The sequence below is a fragment of the Paenibacillus sp. FSL H7-0442 genome (genome assembly GCF_038593105.1).
GTDB lineage: Bacteria > Bacillota > Bacilli > Paenibacillales > Paenibacillaceae > Paenibacillus > Paenibacillus polymyxa_D.
The window spans coordinates 1,985,646-2,010,822 of record NZ_CP151963.1; the positions used below are offsets into that span (position 1 = coordinate 1,985,646).

18 protein-coding genes and 1 pseudogene are annotated in these 25,177 nt (G+C 45.8%); 14 read left to right on the forward strand and 5 right to left on the reverse strand.

The window, feature by feature from the left end; translation table 11 throughout:
• Position 1 precedes the first annotated feature (1 nt).
• Entirely contained in the window at positions 2–1,225 is a 1,224-nt protein-coding gene (locus MHH57_RS09115) for an MFS transporter (protein WP_209947982.1), read from the forward strand.
• Between the two features lie 70 nt (positions 1,226–1,295).
• On the opposite strand, the gene MHH57_RS09120 is transcribed toward MHH57_RS09115, so the two are convergent.
• Entirely contained in the window at positions 1,296–2,987 is a 1,692-nt protein-coding gene (locus MHH57_RS09120; RefSeq protein WP_209947983.1) for an ABC transporter substrate-binding protein, read from the reverse strand.
• Between the two features lie 279 nt (positions 2,988–3,266).
• On the opposite strand from MHH57_RS09120, the gene MHH57_RS09125 reads away from it, so the two are divergent.
• The 6 genes and pseudogenes from MHH57_RS09125 to MHH57_RS09150 all read left to right on the forward strand — a co-directional run bounded on the left by MHH57_RS09125 (position 3,267) and on the right by MHH57_RS09150 (position 9,570).
• Complete coding sequence (locus MHH57_RS09125) at positions 3,267–4,334, forward strand: LacI family DNA-binding transcriptional regulator (RefSeq protein WP_039270191.1); 1,068 nt, start codon at positions 3,267–3,269, stop codon at positions 4,332–4,334.
• 204 nt (positions 4,335–4,538) lie between these two features.
• Positions 4,539–7,091 carry a glycoside hydrolase family 2 protein gene (locus tag MHH57_RS09130; protein WP_069011360.1) on the forward strand — a complete coding sequence of 851 codons (2,553 nt, stop codon included), beginning with the start codon at positions 4,539–4,541 and terminating at the stop codon, positions 7,089–7,091.
• A 199-nt stretch (positions 7,092–7,290) separates the two neighbouring features.
• A pseudogene (locus tag MHH57_RS09135) lies at positions 7,291–7,590 on the forward strand (TIM barrel protein); the annotation flags it as partial.
• A gap of 314 nt (positions 7,591–7,904) precedes the next feature.
• Positions 7,905–8,645: a DUF1361 domain-containing protein gene (locus MHH57_RS09140; RefSeq protein WP_209947985.1), complete on the forward strand. Its 741-nt coding sequence runs from the start codon at positions 7,905–7,907 to the stop codon at positions 8,643–8,645.
• A 63-nt stretch (positions 8,646–8,708) separates the two neighbouring features.
• A complete protein-coding gene (locus MHH57_RS09145) occupies positions 8,709–8,912 on the forward strand; it encodes a YwbE family protein (RefSeq protein WP_165147716.1) in 204 nt (67 codons plus the stop codon).
• Positions 8,913–8,937: 25 nt separating this feature from the next.
• Positions 8,938–9,570 (forward strand): DUF2238 domain-containing protein, encoded by a 633-nt coding sequence (locus MHH57_RS09150; protein ID WP_025721732.1) that lies wholly within the window; start codon positions 8,938–8,940, stop codon positions 9,568–9,570.
• 135 nt (positions 9,571–9,705) lie between these two features.
• Here the strand turns inward: MHH57_RS09150 and MHH57_RS09155 are convergent, their stop codons facing one another.
• Both MHH57_RS09155 and MHH57_RS09160 read right to left on the reverse strand, forming a co-directional pair.
• Positions 9,706–10,875, reverse strand: a complete 1,170-nt coding sequence (locus MHH57_RS09155) for a glycosyltransferase family 1 protein (RefSeq protein ID WP_069011362.1) — start codon at positions 10,873–10,875, stop codon at positions 9,706–9,708.
• 93 nt (positions 10,876–10,968) lie between these two features.
• The gene (locus MHH57_RS09160; RefSeq protein WP_209948118.1) at positions 10,969–12,273 is read right to left on the reverse strand and encodes an MFS transporter; all 1,305 of its coding nucleotides are present in this window, start codon (positions 12,271–12,273) and stop codon (positions 10,969–10,971) included.
• A gap of 204 nt (positions 12,274–12,477) precedes the next feature.
• Between MHH57_RS09160 and MHH57_RS09165 the strand changes: the two genes are divergently transcribed.
• From MHH57_RS09165 to MHH57_RS09185, 5 genes are all read left to right on the forward strand, one after another.
• Positions 12,478–13,509: an aromatic acid exporter family protein gene (locus MHH57_RS09165; protein ID WP_175405266.1), complete on the forward strand. Its 1,032-nt coding sequence runs from the start codon at positions 12,478–12,480 to the stop codon at positions 13,507–13,509.
• A gap of 357 nt (positions 13,510–13,866) precedes the next feature.
• On the forward strand, positions 13,867–16,245 hold the full coding sequence (gene helD, locus MHH57_RS09170; protein ID WP_245248922.1) for an RNA polymerase recycling motor HelD: 2,379 nt from the start codon (positions 13,867–13,869) through the stop codon (positions 16,243–16,245).
• A gap of 153 nt (positions 16,246–16,398) precedes the next feature.
• Positions 16,399–18,240: an adenine deaminase C-terminal domain-containing protein gene (locus MHH57_RS09175; protein WP_209947989.1), complete on the forward strand. Its 1,842-nt coding sequence runs from the start codon at positions 16,399–16,401 to the stop codon at positions 18,238–18,240.
• A 126-nt stretch (positions 18,241–18,366) separates the two neighbouring features.
• Positions 18,367–18,948 (forward strand): Crp/Fnr family transcriptional regulator, encoded by a 582-nt coding sequence (locus MHH57_RS09180; protein WP_069011365.1) that lies wholly within the window; start codon positions 18,367–18,369, stop codon positions 18,946–18,948.
• 83 nt (positions 18,949–19,031) lie between these two features.
• Positions 19,032–19,373, forward strand: a complete 342-nt coding sequence (locus MHH57_RS09185) for a darcynin family protein (protein WP_029516775.1) — start codon at positions 19,032–19,034, stop codon at positions 19,371–19,373.
• Positions 19,374–19,514: 141 nt separating this feature from the next.
• Here the strand turns inward: MHH57_RS09185 and MHH57_RS09190 are convergent, their stop codons facing one another.
• The gene (locus MHH57_RS09190; RefSeq protein WP_069011366.1) at positions 19,515–20,363 is read right to left on the reverse strand and encodes a copper amine oxidase N-terminal domain-containing protein; all 849 of its coding nucleotides are present in this window, start codon (positions 20,361–20,363) and stop codon (positions 19,515–19,517) included.
• Between the two features lie 243 nt (positions 20,364–20,606).
• On the opposite strand from MHH57_RS09190, the gene MHH57_RS09195 reads away from it, so the two are divergent.
• Positions 20,607–21,881, forward strand: coding sequence for an ABC transporter substrate-binding protein (locus tag MHH57_RS09195; protein WP_029516777.1), 1,275 nt, complete (start codon positions 20,607–20,609; stop codon positions 21,879–21,881).
• Between the two features lie 33 nt (positions 21,882–21,914).
• Positions 21,915–23,618 carry a methyl-accepting chemotaxis protein gene (locus MHH57_RS09200; RefSeq protein ID WP_029516778.1) on the forward strand — a complete coding sequence of 568 codons (1,704 nt, stop codon included), beginning with the start codon at positions 21,915–21,917 and terminating at the stop codon, positions 23,616–23,618.
• A 94-nt stretch (positions 23,619–23,712) separates the two neighbouring features.
• On the opposite strand, the gene MHH57_RS09205 is transcribed toward MHH57_RS09200, so the two are convergent.
• Entirely contained in the window at positions 23,713–24,987 is a 1,275-nt protein-coding gene (locus MHH57_RS09205; RefSeq protein WP_069011367.1) for an oligosaccharide MFS transporter, read from the reverse strand.
• Positions 24,988–25,177 lie beyond the last annotated feature (190 nt).

The window sequence follows — 25,177 nt, forward strand, 5'->3', positions numbered from 1 at the left end:
AGTGCAACCTCATAAGCTATATTACTCCGTCAGCTTTCTTCAATTTTTTATGAGTGAAATCACGGGGACTACGCTCATCCTTTTTTTATTAGCTAAAGGACTTTCTTTGCAGAGTGCGAACTTCTTACTGGTTGTATTCTTTGTAAGTATTTTTCTGTTTGAGATACCTACTGGGGCTATTGCAGACAAGTATGGAAGAAAAATCTCTGTTATTTTGGGACTTTGTTGTTTTCTAGCCTATAGTGTATTGTTCGTTTCGACAGATCATATCGGGGTGCTTGTGTTTGCGCAAGTCTTTGGAGGTCTGGCTATATGTTTACAATCAGGTTCGTTGGAATCATGGGTTGTGGAAAATAGTGATAAGCCCATGGAAGTTCTTTTTACAATCTCTAACAGTATACAGTACATTTCAGGATTTATTTGTGGTCTGTTGGGGGCCTTTCTCGCAACTTTTAACTATTCACTTCCATGGGCGGTTAGCATTTTATCTATTATTGTATGCATTTTTCTATGCTTCTTTTATATGGATGAGGAGAATGTGGCTCATCGAAAGACGTCCACTACCCGCATTAAAACGATTATCGGAGAAAGTGTCCGTATCGGTTTTGAAAATAAGTCTATCTGGATTGTGTTTATGATTGGCTTATTTATCAGCTTTTCAAACTCGGCTGGAAATACATTTCAACAGCCACGTCTGGTGGGTCTTTCCGAACAAGGGATTTGGATTATGGGGTTTATCAAGGCAGGGTATTCACTATGTATGACTTTGGGAAGCTACCTGGTTCGAAAGCTAGGCGCACGATACAGTGATGTACATATACTCATGTATGCTTGCGGCATGATTGGAGTATGGCTCATTTTTGCCGGTGCGTTCAACACATTTTATCCTGTACTGCTTACCTTTTTGATCTATGAAATTGGGCGCGGCATGTACCCGGTTGCCAAACAAATTTTTCTGAACAAAAGAATCTCTAATGAGTATCGTTCTACACTACTATCTTTGGATTCTGCGATTTCACAATTAGGCATGTGCATAGGTTTAATCGTGACAGGGACCATCAGTCGTAATTTTACGGATTTGTCTTCCGATCAAACACCTATTCAAATATCTTGGGTGATGTGTGGGGGGATTGCGTTGATTCCTATCATCTTATTGTTTTACGTCAATCGTGTATCAGGGAAAAGTAATTCTTGGAAAGAAAAAGAAACCAAACAGAATATGTAATAATAGTTAATGTAGAAGGGCTGAACAGCATGGTCTGTCAGCCCTGTAATATTTCATTGAAAGACAAACCCTATTTTTCGCCGTACCACAGTTTCAGCCGATTTTGAATTAGGTCAGTGTAGATTTCTTCAGCCTTTGGCACACCCGCCTGATCTAGCTCTTGGAGCATGCGGTCATACACAGCGTCGAACTGATCTGGCTTGGCGAGTACGGCCTCAGGAATGCGTTTGCGTACAATGTCCTGCGACTTTTGATAAATAACATTGTAATTCGTATTGGTCGGAACAGGCATGTTGTAGGCAGCCCCCCACTCTTTTACCGGAAAATCTTTTTCGTTCGGGAACAGGTCTTTCCACGTATGGGCTTTGTATGCCTGAAGGGACTCTTTCTCGGCTTTACTATAATTTTCGGTAATCATCTCCGGATAATTGGTTGTGTAATAATTGCCCGAAGGGTCCTTCACGCTATCGCCGTAATGTGGCCCCCATATCCAGTACAAACCGATACCTGACTCTCTGCTAAAAGAAGCGTTATCGGTGTTCTTACGTTGTTGCACATCCGCCGGAATGACTCGTTTGCCATTCTCTACGTTGTAATGCTGGCCTTCAATTCCCCAATTACGTAAAATTTGTCCTTCGTCGGAGGCCAGAAAATCCAGAAACTTGATAGCTCGCACCGGATTTTCACATGAGGTTGTAATTCCGATCCCGGATGCGGTATCGAAGCCGATGGGCTGGAGGGAATGGTCCTCGTATTTCTCATTTAAAGTGACTGGAAAATGGGCGTAAGTGAATTCATCCTTACCTGCTGCTTTGAGCGCATTTTCGGCATCTTGATAGTTCCATTCCTGATCAATGAGTCCGATGACACGGCCTGCGGCAATTTTGGACTTGTACTGATCACTTTTTTGCACAAAAGTATCCTTATCCAACAGTCCCTCATTGTACATATGGTTCAACCAACGGAAATATTCACGTTCTTCTGGGCGCTTGTAGTGAAGAATGGCTTTGTGTGTTTTAGGATCAATATAATATTCGCCATCGTCGGGTCCACCTGTAGCAGTAACAGCCGGGTTTGTCACTGTAATTTGAATTTTCCAGTCCTCGGCATCGAGTGATAGGGGGATGGTTCGCTGTCCATTGGTGGTTGGATATTTGGCGACATAATCTTTAAGTGCTTTTTCAAAATCTTGAACGGTGCGGATTTTAGGGTATCCGAGCTTCTTAAGTGCCTGGTGCTGGATTTCGAAGCCGGCTTGTGCATCAAACGCAATGTGATCCACACCCAGATTGGTCGGGATCGTGTAGATGGCTGGATCTTCACTACTATATTTAATACGATTAAAATAGTCTCCATACACTTTCTTAATGTTAGGGCCGTATTTGTCAATGAGGTCGGTTAAGTCAATGAGTGCCCCGGCATCGACTAACTTGCCAATGTCTGATTTAGGGTACACGAGATCTGGATATTCTCCGCTCGCTGCCATTAAAGCAAACTTTTCCTCGCCTCGACCATTGACAGCATGTTCGGCATTTAGCGTAACGCCCGTTTTCTTGATAATTTCCTGTCCGACAGCATCCTTCATGTTGTTCCAGTTAGAGCTGGAATCACCGCCAAAGAAAGTAAATGTAATGGGACTGGTGTCATTAGGATCTTCATTTTCTGCCTTACCGTCTGTTCCATTCGCACAGCCCGTTGTAACGAGCAGCAGCAAAGACAGGAGTAGAATAGAGCTCTGTCGTACCGACCTGTTCATGAACATTTGCAAATCCCCCTTAATAAGTATGATTTACACAATGTAAGTGCTTTCAATAGTAAATTGTAGGAAATAAAGAACCTCACGTCAAGTTATTTATAATTGTTTGTTATGCAGTTTGTTTTTTTATTAAGCAAACATATTTTAATGAAAAGTGTGGATTTGTGTAAATCCATCGTTTGATGATCTAAAACAAAGTATGCTACGATGGTACCAGTTTATAGGCATATCTGTATATTTAGAATCTAAGGTAGAAAAAGATTTCGAATAGGGTTGGGTGAGGAGATGCGTGGAAAAGTAACATTGCAGGAAATTGCGGATGCGGCGGGTGTTTCAAAGTTTGCTGTTTCGCGTGCACTGTCAGGCAAACCCGGTGTAAGTGAAGAGACGAGGGCGCTGCTGGTTAAGCTTGCTGCCCAGATGGGCTATTTTCGCAGTCATCCCAAAATGACTGGGATAGAGCCTCGGGACACAGATGCAAGAGAATGGTCGGGTACGGTGCTGGTGTTATTCCCAAATATTCGGCACCAGAACAGGGAATCCAGGTACTGGGGACCTGTATTTGAAGGGATTTCCGAGCGTCTGAACCGTAAGGGGATGGATATGATCACGTTAACGGAGCCCTCGACTGAGGATATGTTTTCTCTACTGAACCCGGAGGCGATTAAAGGGATTATCACAGTAGGGACAATTTCAACTTCGTTGTTGCTGAACATTTATCGGATGGGTATTCCGGTCGTCATGGTAGATCATTGGGATTCTGCATTTTTAAGTGATACGGTGTTTACAGATAATCGCACATGCATGAGTGAATTAATGAAGGATTTGCTGTGTAGGGGCTATACCCGCTTTCAGTTTGTGGGTCATATTGATGACGCTCACAGTTTCTACGAACGCTGGGAAGCTTGTCGTTCTACACTGGAAATGAGCGGAGTAGAATTGCGACAAAATAAAGCCCTTCTTCACGGAGGAGCGCAGGCGCTTGCTGAGGAAATGGACAAGTTGTCTGAGGACAAACTGCCTGAGGTTTTTGTATGTGCTAATGATGTGACTGCTGCGCAGGTCGTGGATGTGCTGAAAGAAAAGGGGATTGACGTTCCGAGGCGTTGCGGAGTGACCGGGTTTGACGATACGAATGAACAAATGCCAATTTATGCCACGGTGAGAGTGGATAAGGAATTGCTGGGAATGCGTGCAGTGGACCAATTGTTGTGGCGCATAACGAACCCGAACTCGCCTGTCGAGAAAAAGCTGCTACATGCTGAGCTATTCATACGGGAAGTTCATGCACCCCGGATCAGTCGGGAAAATGATGACCGTGAGCGTCCCATCAGCACAATCACATATAGTTAATGTCCAGATACGTGTGTGACACCATACATCGTGAAGACAAAGGAGGTCGCTTTTAGCCTGTTTGGGGCAGAGGGCGACTTTTATTTTGTATTTTGTCACTTGTTCCAAAAAACAATTGACTACTTTGTTAGCTTAATGTTATTTTTGTTATGTTACTGACGAATCCAGATGTTCCCAATCATGCTTATAGGGAGGCTTGTGACGATGGTTAATGTGATAGGGTTGGATGGCTGGAGGTTTAGAGAAGCACAAAGTGATGAGTGGCTCAGCGCGAAAGTGCCGGGTTGTGTGCATACCGATCTTTTACGACATGGCAAAATTCCTGATCCGTTTATGGGTATGAACGAGATGGAGGTACAGTGGATTGATAAGCAGGATTGGATATATGAAGCCCATTTTGAGATAAATGCAGATCAGCTTCAATGTCAATGTGTAGAGTTGGTGTTGGAAGGTCTGGACACATACGCGGATGTAAAAGTGAATGATCAATCTGTCTTGTCAGCCAATAATATGTTTCGAGTATGGAGACGGGATGTGAAGGCATTGGTTCAGCAAGGGGAAAATCGGCTAGAAATCAGTTTTCGTTCTCCGATTGCTGAAGATGTACCCAAGCTGGAAAGCTTAGGTTATGGACTCCCTGCACCCAATGATCAGTCCGAAATAGGTGGTTTGTCCGATAAAAAGGTAAGCGTTTTCGCACGTAAAGCTCCTTACCACTATGGTTGGGATTGGGGACCGAGGCTGGTGACGAGCGGTATCTGGAGAGAGGTTCGGATCGAGGCTTGGTCCGGTCTGATCGTGAGAGACTTGTTTATTCGACAGGACGAAGTGAGTTCGGCAGGGGCTAAACTCATGGCAGTGGTAGAGATCGAAAATGCAGATGAGATTAGAGATGCCGAGTTGCGTATTTCTGCTGACGGCAAAGTGTGGTCCAAGCCAGTTCGGCTGCTGAAGGGGAAGCAGACAGTGGAGCTGGAGCTGGAGATGAAGAAGCCGAAGCTGTGGTGGTGCCGTGGACTGGGGGAGCCGCATCTATATACGTTTGTGGCCGAATTAGTGGAACAAGAACAAGGAGCTGTAATCGCGGAAAAATCAGTAAAAACGGGACTGCGTTCCATCCGTCTTGTACGGGAACGGGATGCAGCAGGAGAGAGCTTTTATTTTGAGCTGAACGGAATTCCGGTGTTTGCAAAAGGGGCTAACCATATTCCGAATGACAGCTTTGTCACTGAAGTTACGATGGAACGATATCGGTATGAAATTGCCAGCGCAGCCGCCTCGAATATGAATATGTTGCGAGTGTGGGGTGGCGGTATATATGAACAAGACGTATTTTATGAGCTTTGTGATGAATACGGTTTGCTCGTGTGGCAAGATTTTATGTTCGCTTGCAGTATGTACCCAGGCGATGAAGATTTTATAGACAATGTGGCACAGGAAGCCGAGGACAATATCAAGCGGCTGCGTAATCATCCCTGTATTTCCTTATGGTGCGGCAACAATGAGATCGATTCTGCGTGGGCGCATTATGAAGAGAATGGAGGCTGGGGCTGGAAAAAGAACTACACACCTGAGCAACGGGAACGCCTGTGGAATGATTATGAAATGCTCTTTCATCGGATTCTACCGGAGGCGGTACGCACCTGGTCAGCGCAGACAGCATATTGGCCCTCCTCCCCGCTAATTGACCTGACGAGAGATCGGAATCAGCATGCCCATCGGTCTTCAACTGCAGGTGATGTTCATTATTGGGGTGTATGGCACGCGTCTGAGCCGTTTGAGAATTATCATGTACATGTGGGCCGTTTTATGAGTGAATATGGTTTTCAGTCTTTTCCTGAATACAAGTCCGTTCGTACTTATGCGGAAGAGAAGGATTTGGAACTGGAATCTGCGGTGATGCTGGCACATCAGAAGAACGGTGCGGGCAATCGTCTGATTAAAGAATATATGGAGCGGTACATGCGAGAACCAAAGGATTTTACAAGTTTTCTTCCCATGAGCCAAATTTTACAGGCAGAAGCAATGAAAGCAGCTATAGAGGCGCATCGTCGTCACAAGCCTTATTGCATGGGAACATTATACTGGCAAATGAATGATTGCTGGCCCGTTGCCTCCTGGTCGAGTATGGACTATTTTGGTCGTTGGAAAGCGCTCCAATATACGGCTAAGCGTAGCTTTGCCGATGTGTTGTTGAGTGCAACAGATACAGAACAGGGGAATAAGGCACTACATCTGGTCAACGATACACTAGAGCCGATATCAGGTACGCTGCGGCTGACGCTTTTGCATATCCGAAGCAGCCAGGCTGTTCGTGAAGAGAATGTTAAGGTAAAGCAACCAGCAGGTGGTGCAGGAATTGTACATATACTGCCTATCGACAAATGGCTGAGTGGCCTGAACCGTGCGGAGCATATGCTGGTCGCGCGTCTGACGCAGAATGGTGAACAGGTGATCTCCAGTGAAATTTATTTTGCAGACACGAAAGAGATGGATTTACCGCAGGCAAAAATTGAAGTGACAGAGATTCAGGGAAGCGAGGCTAGCAGATTCATGCTGTGTTCGGATGTACTTGCCCGACACGTGTGGCTATCGGCAGAGCAGGAAGGTATTTTCAGCGACAACCATCTGGATCTGGCTCCCGGTATTCCAAAAACAGTGGAATTTTTGGCTTTGCACAACGGTTCATCAGCATTTGTGGCAGCTGCGCCGGGTACATTGGCAGTACATTCATTAGTCAATTGGATACAAGGTTAGACAACAGTAAAAGCTTATCCGTCTTTAAGTAGATGATGGATAGGCTTTTTTTATAATATAAATTTATTTTTGTGATATGTGGAGCGATTTCATAATGTTCATATACATAACAAAAGAAGGCTTGGGAGCTGAGTGATAATAGATCATTTGTAAGAAATTTATCTATTCAGCATCTAACTGTTGGAATATAAAAAAACATATGGGCGGCCGAGAACTTGTAGAGGAAATCCGTCAGTTGGGCTTTAGCAGGGTGGAGCTGAATTATAACATTACCCGGGAAATGCTAACGACGATTGAGCCTATGATTGAGCGGGGGAAAATCGGCATATCGAGTGTGTACAATACATTTCCTCATACACCAGATCCGGATTACGGCACGAATTCCGTTCTGCTCGGGTTTGACGATGAAACCAAGCGACAACGTGCGATAGAGCTGCTGGTGCAATCTGTGGAATATGCGCATCAGTACGGAGCAAAAGCGGTAATTGTGCATCCCGGACGACGGATGGCGAATGGACAGAGCGCAGCAACGGAATTTATAATGCCGTTAGCGATATTATGCTAATTCATGCTGCCCGAATTTTAAAACTACCGGAGCTAAGCCTTTACCTGTGAGTGAAGTCTAAAACACAGTATGCATCTATTTTTCGGGGATGAGGTCAATTCCCAAAGAATAGATGTTTTTTAATGTTCATTTATGCAGAGGTGGAGCGCTTCCATTGAGCTTGAAGCCATTGTGGTGTACACTGTCCAGAACAGGTGTAAATTGGAACGTCAGGAAGGCAGGACGGTTACAAGGAGGGAAAGACACGTATGTATGCCCGTTTAAGATCGTTAAATTATCCAGTAAAACTTTATGTTTTTTTAACACTGGCCTTATGCTCCGTAATCAGTACATTGTGGATCATTAACGTGCGACTGCCCTCAGGGGGCCGCCCTTATCTTTTTATTTGGTGGAATATGATGCTGGCCTGGATTCCTATGCTGTTGACGCTGCTGCTTGATGTAATGTATAGCTCGTGGAGGCGAGGAACGAGGACTTTTTTACTCTGGGTCACGGGGGCGGCATGGCTTTTCTTTTATCCCAATACACCCTATTTGATCACAGATTTGCTGCATGTATTCGCCAGATATCCGTTTCTCGGGGAGCAACGTTTCTGGGGAAATCCGTATTTTTGGAATCATGTATTGGGGATGCTGCTGGTAGCCATACTTGGTCTGACAATGGGATTTGTATCACTTGAATCCGTACGACAGTTGGTACAACGTGCACGTGGTGGGCTTGTTAGTTGGCTGTTTATGATGGCGGTACTCTTGTTGAGCAGCCTGGGTATTTATATTGGCCGTTTCTTTCGAGGGAACACATGGGATATTGTTTCTGCGCCTTCTCAACTGTATGCACAGGTATCTTCCATATGGGCAGACTCCTTGCAACGTACTCATTTTGTGGAGTTTAGCGGGATGGTATTCGTTATTTTGCTCGTCAGCTATGTATCCACGATGTGCGTAGTCTGGATGGGGAACAGCCGCCGGGACGAATGGCGTCGTTGGTGATTTTGTTGTAACTGAGTGGCTGAATATCATTATAAATATAAAAACAAAGGAGGAATAGCTACAATGAACGGACAGAATCGATCCGACATCCGCACTGGTCTTCAGGTAGATATTGTACTTAAAAAGGATCAGCCTACCGGTAAGTTGACGCGAGGAACGGTGAAAGATATTTTGACCAATTCCCCACGTCATCCGCATGGAATCAAAGTGCGTTTGGCAGACGGACAGGTTGGGCGTGTCAAACATATCGTAACGAACGAAGGCTAGAGCTTTGGGCTGAGGAGGAATGACGATGAACCAGGCAACGGCATGGTCTAAAAATGATCGCTACCCGCTTGTTTTACTTGTATTGCTGGCGCTTGCCCTCATTTGGTCTTTGATTCGCCCGGCGGATTATTTTACATGGGTACTGGAAGTTCTCCCAGCAGTTTTGGGAGCTGTACTGCTGGCGGCTCTGTACCGAAGATTTCGGTTTACCAATCTGGTATATACCCTAATCTGGCTGCACGCATTGATCCTGATTGTGGGCGGACATTATACCTATGCCGAAATGCCACTGTTCAACTGGATTCGGGACACGTTCGGACTGGAGCGCAATTATTATGATCGACTTGGGCACTTTGTACAAGGTTTTGTACCCGCACTCATTGTCAGGGAAGTGCTGTTGCGTAAAACGGCCTTGGGAAGCGGGAGCTGGCTCACTTTCCTCACGGTTAGTGTGTGTCTTGCGATCAGCGCTGTATACGAGTTGATTGAGTTTGCTGTAGCCAAGGCAACGGGAACAGCAGCAGAAGCTTTTCTGGGCACACAGGGGGATGTATGGGACACCCAATGGGATATGCTTCTTGCGTTCATCGGCGCTTTGACCGCAGTGATTTTGTTGAGTGGGGTACATAACAAGCTGCTGAAACAATTAAGGTATTAGCAAAGGTTTTTCTTCTTTTATCTGCAATTGTAGTTAGACGGGGAAATAGTTAAGCTGATGAAGGGTGGTTACAGAATGCGTGAAGGAGCATTTTCTAACCACCCTTTAGCATCTGTAGCTATGAAGTCCTCAGAGTTACATTCGCGTCATGGGATGGCTGTCAAGATGGAGGGTCGCTGCGTCCATGTAGCTGTCCAGTAGCCGTTCAAAAATACGGTCCCATGTCTGCTCCAGACTGTAGGCTCTACCAGTTCTGGATATAGCATCGCGAAGTGAGGCATCCTTATACAACAGGTGTACAGCTTTGGCAAAGGCAGAGGCGTCCCCAGCAGGACACAATAGCCCCGTTTTTCCATGGATTAGATTATCTTTTACCCCGCCTTCATTGGCACCGACCACAGGTGTACCGCTCGCCATAGCCTCCAGTACTACGTTGCCGAAGGTTTCCGTGGTTGAAGGGAAGAGAAATACGTCGGCTGCGGCGTAGAGTTCAGCTAATTCCGGCCCTTTCACAAAACCAAGCCAGTGGAGTGCATGCTCCGGCACCCCTATATCCGCTGCAGTTTTGACCTTATATAATGGACCATCTCCTGCAATGACCAGCACAGAGGCTGCGCGGACGTCGTCAGGTAACTGGAGGTAGGAATCCAGTAACGTGTCTACCCCCTTTTCTGGTGCAAGCCTGCCCACATACAAAATAACAAATGCATCTGCATGAACGTCCCATTTCTTCCATACTGCATGACGGTCCACCTTTGGTTGAAATCGGTCGGTATCAATGCCTCTGCTCCAGATTTCGAGCTGCCCCATTCCTTTATTGCGCAACAATTCCATGGTTGATTGAGAGGGGACATATACCCTTTCGCAATGTCTATGAAACCAGAGCATGTATTTCCATAACGCAGGTTCAAGCCAGCGAAGCTTGTAATATTCAAGGTATTTATCAAAGTGGGTGTGATATGAGGCAACGAGTGGAATATGGTGTTTGGCTGCGTAGCTTGTTCCATACAGGCCAAGGTTAAACGGAGTAGCGACATGAATCAAATGCGGGGAAAAGGCTGACAGACGCTCGTTGATCTGTTTGGCGTTGGGGATCGCAAGTCTGCATTCCCGGTACAACAAAAAGGGAATACTTCGAAATCGCTCTACACCCGGCCCAGAGGGCAGATGATGGTCTGCCTCCGGTGCGAAGACGAGCGTAGATACTCCATGTGTCTCCAGATAGCCAATCCATCGTTCCAGGGTCAGAGCAGCGCCATTCACGTCAGGCGTATACGTGTCCGTAAATAATGCAACTCGAAGCATGCCTTCATTCCTCCTCCGCCATTCTCATTTATCCTATGACGTTCCAAGGGAGTCCGCTTGGAGGCTCCGGCTTTTATTGTGTCATGATTTTGTTTACGGGCCTGCCGGGTTTTGTAAAAGCTGGTTCGCAGACGGACGCTTTTCTCGAAACATCCTGTAATAGACGAGGGAGGACAAAATATAGAAAACACCTGTCATGCTAAATGTGATGGCATAGCCCCAGTAGTTGCCATAAGTTGTAACCAGATAGGCTTGTACAGGTCCCATACCTGCGGTGCCTAGCATCCAGGTCGTCTGGAGAATGGAGTTGGCAATGCCACGATTTTTATCTGACACACGTTCGACGAGAATGGCGGTTTGCAGCGGATTAGCTGCATTCATGAGCGCTTGCCTGAATAGAAAGCTGATCGAAGCGATCCATAGTACGTTTGTAAAGCCTGTAATGAGAAGGAACGGTAGCGAAAGCAGTTGGAAGCCAACTACAGCTCTGACTAGACCAATTCGGCTGCCGAGGGTAGGTCCGATCAACATGGAGAGGATGGTCATGAGCTGGCCGAGTGCAATCAGTAAACTCATTGCGCTGAGCGATACGGAGAAGCGGTTCGTAAAATACAAATTAAGATACGGGATGACCAGACCTGAACCCAGTCCAAGAAAAAACTGGGCCAGAACAAATTGTCCAATAACCCGGCGATCAGAAGAAGCAGTAGGTGTCTCCGAGGCAGGGATATCGGATGTAATGTACGGCGTCTGTACTTGTTCTGTTTGAGATGAAGATTCGGCAGGAGCTGGTGCTTCTACGGTTGCCGTAGTTTTTGTGATAAACAATAGAGGAATAAAAGCAGTCAATGTTGCCATTCCTCCAAGGAACAGAGCAACCCGCAGACTGGATAGCGGTGTGATTCCCCACGTCTGCAGCCCATCTGCAAGTACGCCACCCCCGAAGCTGCCCAGGACTTGGGCTGCCAGTACAAGAGCTGAGTAATAGCTGAATATTTTTAAACGTTGGGCTTTGCTTATGCTTTCTGCTAAAAAAGGCACGGCCAGCACCTGAATAAAGGCGGCGAATATACCTGAGATTACGGCAAATACCAACATGCTTCCGCTGGTATCTGTAAAGGTACGGGCGAGAAAGGCCAGGCCGCTGAATAACGCGCCGATGACCAGCATATTTTTTCGGCTTGTCCGATCCCCCAAAAATCCGACCGGAATGAACAGCAACGCCGTCGCCAGCGCCTGCATGCTGACCACTTGGCCGTTCATATCATCGTCAAAGCCAAGCTTTTGAATATACAGATTGTACAGCACAGAAAACATTCCTGTACCCATCTGGTACAACAGATTGGCCATAAAAAACAATCGGATATTACGCGGCCACTTTCGGGGCTCTTCTAACATTTTGCTAGTCCATGACACGATGAGTTCCTCCTGTGACGTGTTGCAAATAAGTTAATACTGTTGATATGTATTCTATCAGGAACTGTACATTTCATAAATATTCCTGATCTTCGCTTGTTTTGGGTAATAATAAAGCATGGACTTTACATTGAATTTTCATTATAGTAATTCGGTATGAATAAATTTGAAAGGTAAGCAGGAGGGATGGCTTTGGCTTTTGGAGCACGGGTGTTGAAAACGGGAATTGCAGTGACGCTCGCCCTTTTTCTGAGCACGCTTTTGAACACCCATTCGCCTGTGGGGGCAGCGATAGCCGCTATTTTTGCCATGCAACCGTCGATATATAGGTCGTGGCGTTATTTTCTGGATCAACTCCAAACAAGCACACTAGGTGCAATCATGGCATTGCTGGGCGGAATGGTATTTTCGAATGAGCCGATTGCAGTCGGACTCGTATGTGTATTGGTACTTATGATATGTCTGAAAATAAATATGGCTGATACGGTTGGATTGACACTCGTGACCGTTGTTTCTGTAATGGAAGCCTCAGGGGACTGGAAATTTGCGGTGACCCGCTTTGCGCTCACTTTGATTGGGATTGTGTCTGCTTTTGTCATCAATGTTAGCGTTTTTCCCCCGAAACCGAAAAGGCAGTTTATTAATCAGATTCAAAATGTATTTAACAGCATGTCCTTGCTGCTGCGTACTGCCATTTCCGATGAGATTAAGGAGTCTGTCTTTAAAGAGGAAAAAGGAAATCTAGAGGGAGCCATTAAATCGCTGTCGGACAAATATCATTTGTTCGAGGAAGAGCAGAAGAAGCTCAAGCGCTCCAAGTTTAGTCAAACGAGACAAATGGTAGTATACAAACAAATGCTCGGAAGTTTACACAAAGGATATGAGGTACTGGATGCGGTGGAAAGGCACTACTTCCAGTCTTTACGGCCAAAGGGAACGGATGCTTTTTTTGACAGTCACCTGGAGTTGCTGATTCGTTTTCACGAGCACGCTCTACTGAAATTCGAAAATAAGCTAAAACCGAACGAGGACGAAAGTGAATTGTTCCAGCAGGCGAACGGCGAATTTATGAAGCATGCGATTACACGTTTTGACCATTGTCAGGAAGGAATGCTGCGGCTTTCTATTGTGGCTGCGGCCATGTACGACTACGGTCATCAGCTGGAGAGGTTGAGCAGATTGGCCGATCATATTCATCCTGTGGAAGAGAGCAGATAGGCGAATTTCCTAAAAGAAAAGCGACCGCATTCATCAATCAGATGAAACGGTCGCTTTTTTATGTAATGAATTCAAGTATGTCAGAACAGGTTAATAGAAGGTTGCCAGAACGCACAAAAAAAGCCCGCTGGTTGCGAACAGGGACTGAACTTGCTACAATAGAGAATGCTCTGTTTTATGGTAAAACCATATGCATAAATTGTGAGTTACACTTCTTTTTACATTATAGCATGCTTCAAAGGATTAGTCAATTTTCCCGGAGCAGGGGGATGCCGCGGGTATGTCCGGGTCCATAATAGAGCATAGTTTGTACGCAAGGGAGCCCTGCGTGGAGCAGGAGGAAACGGAACAGGAGCGATGCCAGTGACTACTGAACAGCAATGGAATGAAGAACAACGAAGAGTAGAAGATGTGACCGCAGTAATTAGCGGGCGTATTCGGAAGCTAGAGACAGAGGTTGGTTCTGTGCGCGGAGATGTCGTCGATATGCGTAAAGACTTCTGGGATGAGGTAACGATCAATTTCAGTGAGGCGGATGATGTGGGCGAGACGTCCACCAGTTTGCGTCAGCAGTCTGAGATTTTGTCTGAGCGGGAACGAAGACACAAGCATTCCACAGAGGCGTTAGGTCGTTTGAAAAAGTTGCTTGATTCACCGTATTTTGCACGCATTGATTTTGCTGAGGAAGGGCAGACTGCGGAACGTGTTTATCTGGGGATTGCCTCCCTGCTTGATAATCAAGATGAGGAATTTCTGATCTATGACTGGCGCGCGCCTATTTCCAATCTTTATTACGATAACATGCCGGGTCCCGCTTCTTATAAAACTCCGGCAGGGGAGATGGATGGAGAGCTCACGCTTAAGCGTCAATTCTCGATCCGTGATGGACAAATTCGTTTTATGTTCGATACAGGGGTGACGATTGGAGACGAACTTCTTCAAGCCGTATTGAGCCGCAGCTCGGATGCTCAAATGAAAAGTATTGTCGCTACCATTCAAAAGGAGCAGAATCGAATCATCCGTGATGACCGAAGCCGTATGCTTATTGTTCAGGGAGCGGCAGGAAGTGGCAAAACCTCTGCAGCGCTTCAGAGAGTAGCGTATTTGCTGTATAAGTATCGGGATCGCTTGCGAGCGGATCAGGTCGTGTTATTTTCGCCAAACCCGATGTTTAACAGTTATGTTTCAACGGTATTGCCTGAATTGGGTGAGGAAAATATGCTTCAGGCCACGTTTCAGGAATATTTGGAGCGGCGTTTGGGCCGGGAGTTTCAGTTAGAAGATCCCTTTGAACAGCTGGAATATGTGCTTTCAGCGTCGTTACTGCCTGGGTATGAAGCCAGGATGGAAGGTATCCGTTTTAAATCGTCTAAGACGTTCTTACATGTGATTACAGGCTACAAGGCGTATTTGGAGCAGGAGGGCATGCGTTTTAAACCCATCCGTTTTCAGGGACGTGAGGTGGTTTCAGTAGAGCAGATGGCACGCAAGTTTTATGAATTCGACTCTACGGTGCGACTGGCGAATCGATTGGAACTGCTGCGGGATTGGATGCTTAAAGAGCTGGCCCGCTTTGGTAAGGAGGAATGCTCCGCTCCATGGGTGGATCAACAGATGGATCTGATGGAGCCGGAGGATTATCAGCGTGCCTATAACCGTATGCGCCGTAAATCCAAGAATAAGGGCGATACTTTCGACGATTTTGCACGTGAAAGAGAAATATTGGCACGTATGGTGGTCAGTGACCGCTTAAAGCCTCTGCGCAAATGGATTAAGGCGCTTCGCTTCGTAGATACGACCCGGCTCTACAGCGAGCTGTTTATGAACGAGACGCTGTTGAGCCAACTGGCGAATCATGCAGAGCTGCCCGTCAGCTGGGGTGAAATTAGTCGGCAAACCCTGCAACGAATTCAGGCTGGGGAGTTAGCGTATGAGGATGTAACCCCCTTTTTATATTTGCGTGAGCTGATGCTGGGCTTCCGTTCCAATAGCAACATCCGTCACGTGTTTATTGATGAGGCACAGGACTATTCCCCATTCCAACTGGCGTTCTTCAAGCGTTTGTTTCCACAGGCTAAAATGACGGCACTGGGTGATTTTAATCAGGCCATCTATGCCCATGCCTCGGTGCTTCAGGATGCAGAGCCATTGTATGACTTGTATGGTGCAGATCAGACCGAGATGATTTCCCTGACACGCAGCTATCGCTCGACACAGGAGATTGTGGAATTTACCCGGGGGATGGTCGCTGGGGGAGAGCACATTGTACCGTTTAACCGTAAGGGTGAGAAGCCTCTGGTAACCGAGGTGCGTTCACGTGAAAAGTTGCATCAACGGATAGCTGGGAATGTCACTGAATTGTTGGCAGAAGGCTATGAGTCCATCGCGGTGATCTGTAAAAATGCTGACGAAAGCGCGGCAGCCTACAAAGCGCTGGAAGGACAGCTGTCAGTGAAGCCAAAATTAATTAAGAAAACAACCCCCGCTTTTGAAAAGGGGATTCATATCATTCCAGCCTACCTGGCAAAAGGCGTGGAATTCGATGCGGTCCTGATTTATGACGGATCAGCGAAACAATACCAGCGTGAGAGTGAGCGTAAGTTGTTCTACACCGCCTGTACGCGAGCGATGCATTTGCTGCATATTTATAGCATAGGGGAGATTACACCATTCGTGAGTTTACGGGATTCGGATACGTATACCCGCAATGTGGAAGAAAGTGATCGTGTTCTGTAGAGAGGATATTGGCAATCAGCTGGGGACAAATGCCACAGGAACCTTTGCGATGTTTGAATAGATATAGAGTTGGCTGGCATTATGGAGCGTATTCCAGTAACATAAGCAAATAAGCAAAACAGGTAAGAAGCATAAACGGAGGTTACAAACGTAATGGACATGAAGAGTGTATTTCAACGCCCGCCACTGGCGGAGTGTGTACCCGAGTTAGTAGCTACAGCTAGAGGGGAGCGCAAGGCATCACTGGTGATCCGCGGAGGAACACTGGTCAATGTGGTATCGGGCGAGTTGCTGCCGGGCATGTCTATTGCTGTGCAAGGTTCTCGTATCGCTTACGTCGGTAGGGACGTCAGTCATACGATTGGTGAAGACACCATAATCATTGAAGCGGATGGCCGCTATATGGCACCGGGGTTACTGGACGGACATTGTCACATCGAAAGCACGCAGCTTACGGTAACTGAGTTTGCTAAGGCTGTACTGCCGCTGGGAGTGACGGGTGGTTTTTTTGACCCGCATGAAATTTCTAATGTACTGGGTCTAAAAGGGCTTCGTCTGATGTTGGACGAAGCCCGTACGACACCGCTGGCAGCTTACATGCAGGTGGCTTCCTGCGTGCCGTCCACAGGCCCGGAGCTGGAAACGACGGGTGCCTCCTTCGGCCCGGTGGAAGTCGCAGAAGCGTTAAGCTGGGGCCCGGATATGATCGGGCTGGGCGAAGTCATGAATTTCCCTGGTGTCGTCTATGGAGACGATGTGATGATCGGGGAAATTCAGGCCACGCTGCGCGCGGGCAAGGTGGCGGATGGCCATTTTACATGGGCCTCCGATGATTGGCGACTGCCGGTCTATGCAGCCGCGGGAATTTCGGGCGACCACGAGTGTGTCACGCCCGAGGATGTAGCTGAGCGTATCCGGCTCGGCATGTATGCCAAGATGCGGCAAGGTTCCGCATGGCATGATGTGGCCGAGACGATCCGCGCCAGCACGGAAATGGGTCTCGACACGCGCCGCATGATGCTGGTAACGGATGACCGCAGCGCAGAATCCTTGCTCCATGAAGGGCAGATGGACTTCGTTGTGCGTCATGCCATTGCACAGGGCGTCAAGCCCGTAACCGCGTTTCAGATGGCTACGCTGAATACGGCAGAGCGCTTCGGCGTGGCACGGGACATCGGCTCGATCATTCCGGGTGCGATTGCCGACATTATTTTGCTTGATGGCCGATTGGCCGAAGTGAATGTGACGGCTACCATCGCAGCGGGCCAGCTGGTGGCCGAGCACGGTCAAATGGTCGCCGATTGGGACGGATTCGTTTATCCTGCGGAAGTAATGGACACGGTCCATCTGGGACGAGAGCTGAGTGCAGCAGATTTCCGCATTGCGGCTCCAGTACAGGAGGGGAACGTACCCGTACGGGTGATTCGTGTTACGGAAAATCACGTGGACACGAAGGAAGTGCGGATGACCGTTCCGGTGCGTGATGGTGAAGTTGCATCAGATCCTGCGCAGGATTTGTGCAAAATCGCCGTTTTCGAGCGACATCATGCCAGTGGCAGTCACGCGGTCGCACTTGTGACAGGTGTCGGCTTCACTGAGCCGGCTGCGATTGCCATGACCGTCGCGCATGATAGTCACAACCTGCTCGTCATTGGTAATGATGACGAGCTCATGACCCAGGCGGCGAAGCAGGCTGTTGGTCTGCGTGGTGGCGTGGTGGTTGTATCCGCCTCGGGTGAGACACGCTTCCCGCTGCCTATTGCCGGGCTGATGTCCCCAGCTCCGTTTGCAGAGGTGGCAGCGCAGTCCGAAAGTATCAGCCGCGCGCTTCAGCAAGCCGGCTGCATGCTGAACAACGCGCTGATGACACTGTCACTGCTCGCACTGGTCGTTATCCCTGAAATCCGTCTGTCGGATCAGGGGCTTGTCGTCATCGGAGCGGATGGCATCCGCAAGGTATCTCTTTTCGTGGAAGAGGATGCTGCGGAAGTCTGATAGAACACGTCGCTGGGGGTTGTCCTGCAGGTCTGTCCAGACCTAAGGGATAACCCCTGTTTTTCATATACGAAGCCATAAAAGTTATCTTCGATTCCTTTATAAAAGTCAAGAAGAGGTGGGCAGATGCATCCCTATTATCGTTCACTAGAAAAAATGGCTCATCATGCCTCGATTATAGAGCAGGATTGGAACCGGTTTGTAGAGCAAACCCGTGTGAAGCATGTTCAGCAGGGAACGGTTCTCATTGAAACGGGTGAGCCTGTGAAACATGCCTATTTTTGTTCAGAGGGATTATTCCGTTTATTTTATACATTAGCAGATGGCAGAGAATATAATGTCGGTTTTTCGCCAGAAGATGATTACGTAACCTCTTATGGGGCTATGATCCAAGAAGAAGCCTCCACTTTTTCGATTGAGGCAATGGAAGATTCGGTTGTCATTGAAATTCCATATCACGTATTGAAGGAGCTTATGGATACAAGCCATATGTGGGAAAGATTCGTGCGCAAGAGTGTAGAGAGACTTTACATTCGAAAAGAGGAGCGGGAACGCGAATTATTGTACCTCTCCGCTAAGGAACGTTATCACGCTTTTCTCCTAAAATACCCCGGATTGGACAAGCGAGTTGCCCAATATCATATAGCTTCTTACATAGGCGTCTCCCCTGTGTCACTTAGTCGTTTGCTGCGTAGTGATCCGCATTAACCTATGTTAATGCGAATTTGTAGACAAGCAGCGTACAATAACGATACATCATTCAAGCTTCACCAAAAAAAGGAGATAGGCATATGCGTTATATGATGATTGTATTATTGGAATTCTACCCTTCCTGGTTGGCTCTTCCTCGGGAGGAACGTCGAAAACATGCGGGGACCTTGCAGGCTACCATTCAAAAGTATAACGAACAGGTTCAGGTTCGGTTTTTTGATGCAGAAGCATTGCCTGGAAAGGACTACACCGATTTCGTCGTATGCGAAACAGAGGATATGAAGCAATATCACTATATGTGGGAAGAAATTCGCGATTCGGAACCGTATACCAAAGGATACATGAAGATTAAAGATGTAGTGATGGGTATGGAAAATGCATTTCAGTCCTATGAGTCAGAAATGTTACAGATGGAAAAATAACCTTCATTCCGCTTTCTATGTAAAATGAAGAGTTCATCTTATATACGGTTAATAAAGGCGAATTCCTGTGCTGCTTATGTTCAGCTGGGAATTTGCCTTTTATCTTTTGGAGACGAAAAAAGTGTAATAAGAAAAACCACATTATACAGTTGTGTTACTTATAATCTTCAGAAAACCGTTCTTCCCAGCGGTAAACATTAACTGATTAATGGATTTTCTTGCGGTATCATTAAACAAATACCACTCATCTTTCGATACGTCATGAACTAAAATCTCTGGATATTCTGTTGAAAGTTCAGATGGAACAGGACTAATTAAAGAATAAATATCAAAACGGACTAAGCTTTTCCCTTTTTTGTCTAAAAAATCATATTGTGCATTTTTATAATAAGACCCAAGTGTGTCAATAGTGAAGCTCCAAGAGTAGTTTGCAGGTGCTTCAACCTTTTCACCTATGTTGTTTGCAAAAATACTATAGATGGTTTCATTAAATGCATTTCCATTAATTTGCTGAACTACGCCGCCCATAAACATATGGTATTCATATTGCAATGCTTTTACTTGTACACCGTCTATGAACAGTGGTTTAGTATCAACAATCACTGCAAGGTTGCTGTAATTGACATTGCAGCCAAACGTCTCTGCAATAAAACGAAGTGGAACATATATGCGATTGTTTTTCGTGTATGGTTTTACATCAAGCAGTATCTTTTCGCCGTTTTTCTCCGCTGTACTTCTATTTATTGCTAATTTCACTTTCATATCGCTTTTAGCGAGAATAACCTCGGAATTGGACCATTCGACGCTAGCCCCCAAACTTTCACTAACAACACGTAGAGGTACCATTAAACGGTTGTTCTTCATTTCGGGCTTCACATCGGATGTAGCAGTCACACCGTCAACTTTGATTTGATTTTCTGCTGCATAAGTAGTGGATGATGAAATAAATAAAAAGATTGCAAGAAAAACCCAGCAGAATGCTTTGTTCATAAATGATTGCCCCTTTTTTGATTAAATTTGTTGTGAAGTAACTTTTCCCCATATTAAGACGCGATTGGATAAAATTTGTTGTGCTATCTTGTCTGTTAACTTAACGTAACAACCTGTTTGTACTATTATTTAACTTCCGATATTTACCAACGAAAAACTTCTAACCTTCGCGAAGGATTATGTCGATAACATTGAATATTGTTCATAAATTTTATGAAAGCAAATCCTTAGGGGGGGAAGTTAATGAGAAAACAGCTAAAAGTTGCGATTTCTCTAGCATGTTTAATTATGTTTATAGGTTGTTCAGCTTCACCATTATCACAGCAGACGACCAAGATTACACTTTTGAATTCTAAATCTGAAATAAAAACCCAGTTAGAGGAAGTAGCAAAACAATACAATCAAGAGCACCCTGAAGTATCTTTAGAGATTATAACCGCTCCTGAGGGGACGTCTGCATATCAAAAGCTGATGTCGATGTATGGCTCAGGGAGTCCAGCTACCATGTCGATGCTTGATCCAGGCGACACGCAGACATTCTTGGATAAAGCTATTGATTTAAGTAAAGAGAAGTGGGTAGCCGATACGATAGAAAATGGACTTGACACCGTCAAGAAAAATGATGCTGTGCTGGGGTTTCCATTTGCAGTAGAAGGCTACGGATTAATTTACAATAAGAAAGTACTGGACAAAGCAACAGGGGGGGCTTTTGATGTTTCCTCGGTAAAAAGTAGAAGTAGCCTGAATTCATTAATGGCTAAAATTCAGAAGTCGGGAGTAGCACCGGACATGCTTTCACCAATGGACTGGTCTCTCGGCTCTCATCTTTTAGCTCTGTCTTATTCTGTTCAACCTGGGGGCTTTCCGGAGTTTGTTAAAGGTATGCAGAATAACTCCATTGATATGTCCCAGAACAATGTAATGTCTGGATGGGTACAAACTTTAGATCTGCTCAAGGATAACAACATTAATAAGCACTTGCCTTTGGACAGTACGTATGAAGATGGAGCCAAAGCTTTGGGAGAGGGCAAGGTAGGGCTTTGGTTTATGGGCAACTGGGCTTGGAATGGAATAAAGAGCAATGATACGGCAAATGAGGAATACGGTTTCTTGCCTCTTCCGCTAAACGATAATACGGATGATCCTAACAATGCTAAGATCACTGTCGGTGTGACAAAGTATATATTCATCGACTCCACAACTACCACACCTCAGCAGCAAGAGGAAGCAAAGAAGTTTTTGAACTGGCTGGTATATGAAAAATCCGGACAAGAACTTTTGGTTAACAAGGCCAATGTTATACCGGCGTTCAAGAATATTGACATGGTGCCTTCAGATCCTTTGAGTAAATCGATCAAGTCATATATGTCGAGCGGAAAGACGCTGCCGTTCATGGCAACCCTTCCACCTGATCATGGGGGCATCACAGGAGCATCTATCCAAAGCTACATCAGTGGAAAGATAGATAAGGCAGAGCTGTTGCGCCAAATACGTATATATTGGAAAGCTCAGCAGTGATGATACGAGACCAGTCACGGGAGGAAGATAAGGGTGTTTAAATTAACGTTAAAGAAAAAGATAATTAGTGCAGCGCTCATACTGGTGATCGTGCTGTCCCTTTCAAGTGTTATAGGCGTTATTAAGATGTCGGAAATGGGGGAGGCTTCTGATAAGGTAAATAACAGGTCTTTACCTGCAGTCATTCTTCTTCAAGGTATGGATAAGCAGATTACAGAAATCGATAGGCTCACCGTTCGAATGATACTCGAAGAGGATGCAGCCGTCCGCAGCACTTATCAAGAAGAACTAACCAAAGCTACAGCGTCAATGGATAAGAGTGTAAATAAATATCAAAGTTTAGCCTCCACGGCAGAGGAAAAAGAACTATTCACCGACTTTTATGGTCAGTGGGCAATGTATCTCCGCCATCTAAAGGTGGTTTCCGCGGCCATGGAAGAAAACGACAAGGTGATGGCCTACATGATCATCCATGGGAATTCTTCTATTTATAAGGCAGCCTTGGACGATGTGAATAAACTGAAGCTGCTTAATGAGCAGTACGCTACTGATGCCGCTAATCAATCGAGTCAATCTTACCATTCAGGTAGACTTTTGATGATTTCTCTGACTATCATATGTACGATCCTTGGAATTATCGGTTCTTTTTTACTGGCTCAATCGTTCACTAAGCCCATATTAAAGATAGCGGAACAGATAAAGCTGGTAACGAGAGGGGACCTGCAAGTGGAACCCCTTAGTATCCGATCCAAAGATGAGGTCGGGGAGCTGGCATCCGATTTTAATGAAATGTGCGATTCACTTCGCAATCTTTTAAAGGAAGTTGTGGATAATTCCTTACTGGTTGCCTCTACGGCTGAACAGTTAACGGCTAGTGCGGAACAGACAAGCATTGCTACCGAGCAGATAGCTATAAGTGCCACTCAGGTTGCGGAGGGATCTCAGACACAGCTTGTAGACATAGCTGAAACGCTGAATTACACGGTAGACGTTTCTAAAAGTGTAGAGAACATAACCAATCGCTTTGTGAATGTGGCAAATCTCACAACCCAAGCACAAGAAAAAGCAAACAACGGAAAAACCCAAATGTCTTCGACTGTTTCTCAAATAAGAGATGTGCATACCAAGGTAACTCAATCCGCTGAAGTAGTAAATATTCTAGGAGAAAAGTCTGCGGAGATCAGACAGATCACAGCTATGATCCGTGATATAGCAGCTCGAACCAATTTGCTTTCACTAAATGCGAGTATAGAAGCTGCGAGGGCGGGAGAGCAGGGAAAAGGGTTTGCGGTTGTTGCTTTTGAAGTACGCAATCTGTCGGCACAAGCAAGTGAAGCAACAGGCAAGATCTCTTCTCTGGTTAACGAAATTGCCTTAAGAACAGATGAAGTTGTGATTTCAATGAATGAAGGTGTTCAATCTCTAAATGAAGGCATGATGCTTGTCGAAGGCGTAGGTAACGTTTTTTCTGAGATTGTAGGTGCCGTTGAAGAAGTGAGCGGTGAGGTGGACACTGCGGCTGTAGAAGCAAGATCCGTAAATGAAGGGACCGTTTCTATGGTGGAATCGATGAAGAAAATTGCTGAAATCTCCGAACGTGCAGCAGATTCTACTCAAACAGTCGCAAGCGTAGTCGAGGAAACTACTGCATCCATGCAGGAAGTGTCTGCGGGTGCTAACATGCTTGCCAAGAGGGCGGAAGAGATGAATCAGACGGTGTCGGTATTCAAGATTTAAAATAAGCTTCAAATCAACTGGAGTTAAGAGCGGCAGCCTTGGACGAGAAAAAAGTCCTAGACTGCCGCTGTTTTGTTAAGCTTAAACCATTAGATTACGAATGAACTGCTTCAGCTTTTTTGGTTGCTCTTTTCAGATCCTGTTTACGGCGTTCTTCCAGATACCGCTCTCCATTCTTCTTGTCTGCTGTCAGTGTAAAACAGGATAGGATGGTGAATAGACCTGCAATGGAACCCAGAATTACATAAGTAATCGGGAAATTTAATACTTCATACATATGCCCGACAATGGGTGAGAAAATGGAAACCACCAGGGAGCCCATAAACAAATACAGCAGGTACATGGTGGAGGACAAGCGCTGGTCAAAGTTAACGGTAATGTACTTGAAGATGGCTACCAGAATAAGTGGTTTCTCCAGGGAGTGAATCATCTTCATCGCAGCCACCCATATAGAACCGAATGGCAGCGAAGAGCCGATAATACGCAAAGACATAATCGACCCGGCAATAATTAATGCCCATTTGGCGGTCGTTTTGTTCACAAACCAAGGGGTAACGAAAAGGAACACAAATTCCAGAAAAACCTGCACAGCGCTCAAATCGCCAAGGAATTGATTTCCTTCCGCTTTGGAACTGAACTGCGATACGAAGTATGTGGCAAACTGTTGGTCATATACCTCATAAATTTGGGTCACGCCAACCATGAATAGCATAAGAAACCAGAACTTTGTGGTACGTACGAGATGCAGCACATCAATGAGCTTCAACGATTCTGTTTTCTGCTGCTCCTGTCCAGAAATTTCGACTTTGGTCAGGAAGATGCAGATCATGGCAACAATGGCAGATACGGAGGCAATCCAGAAGGTCAGATTTACATTGATATTGATGACCCGTCCCGCAACAAAAGTAGCCGCCGCCCACCCGAGTGAACCCCACATACGAACCCGTCCGTATTCAAAGCCATATTTACGCGAAACTTTGTCCATATACGAATCGACGACACCGTTACCTGCATTAAATACCAGGCCGATAAATAGCGCACCAACAATGGCACCAATGACGAACTGCGTTTGAAGCAATGGACCGTATACATAGATAAAAAAGGGCCCGACGAGCAAAAGGATTGTAAAGAGTATGTACAGCAGGTGTTTTCTCAAGCCCAGCTTGTCAGATAAGTAACCGAACAAAGGCTGCATGATCAAGGCGACGATTGAATTAGCCGCGTATAAAAATCCCGTGTAGGTTTCTGAAATTTCCAGGCTTTGTCCCAGCCAAATGACAAAAAAAGACATGGCGGCAGACCATGTAAATAGATAAGCGAAGTTAAAAATACTCAGAGACCAATAGTTGCGTTTTGCCAAATTCGTCATGTTTAAGCACCCCTTCAATTGTAGCCGCTCAAATTGTATTCAACGTTAATATGCATTGTTGTACTATTAATTGTAAGGATTATTCGCTTGCTTCCATAGGGCATTTTCCCAAGATTTCCTGTGCTTATTACAATCAGTTGATGATTCGATTAAACCGCAGATTATGTAGTAATTTAAAACTTTTACGAGA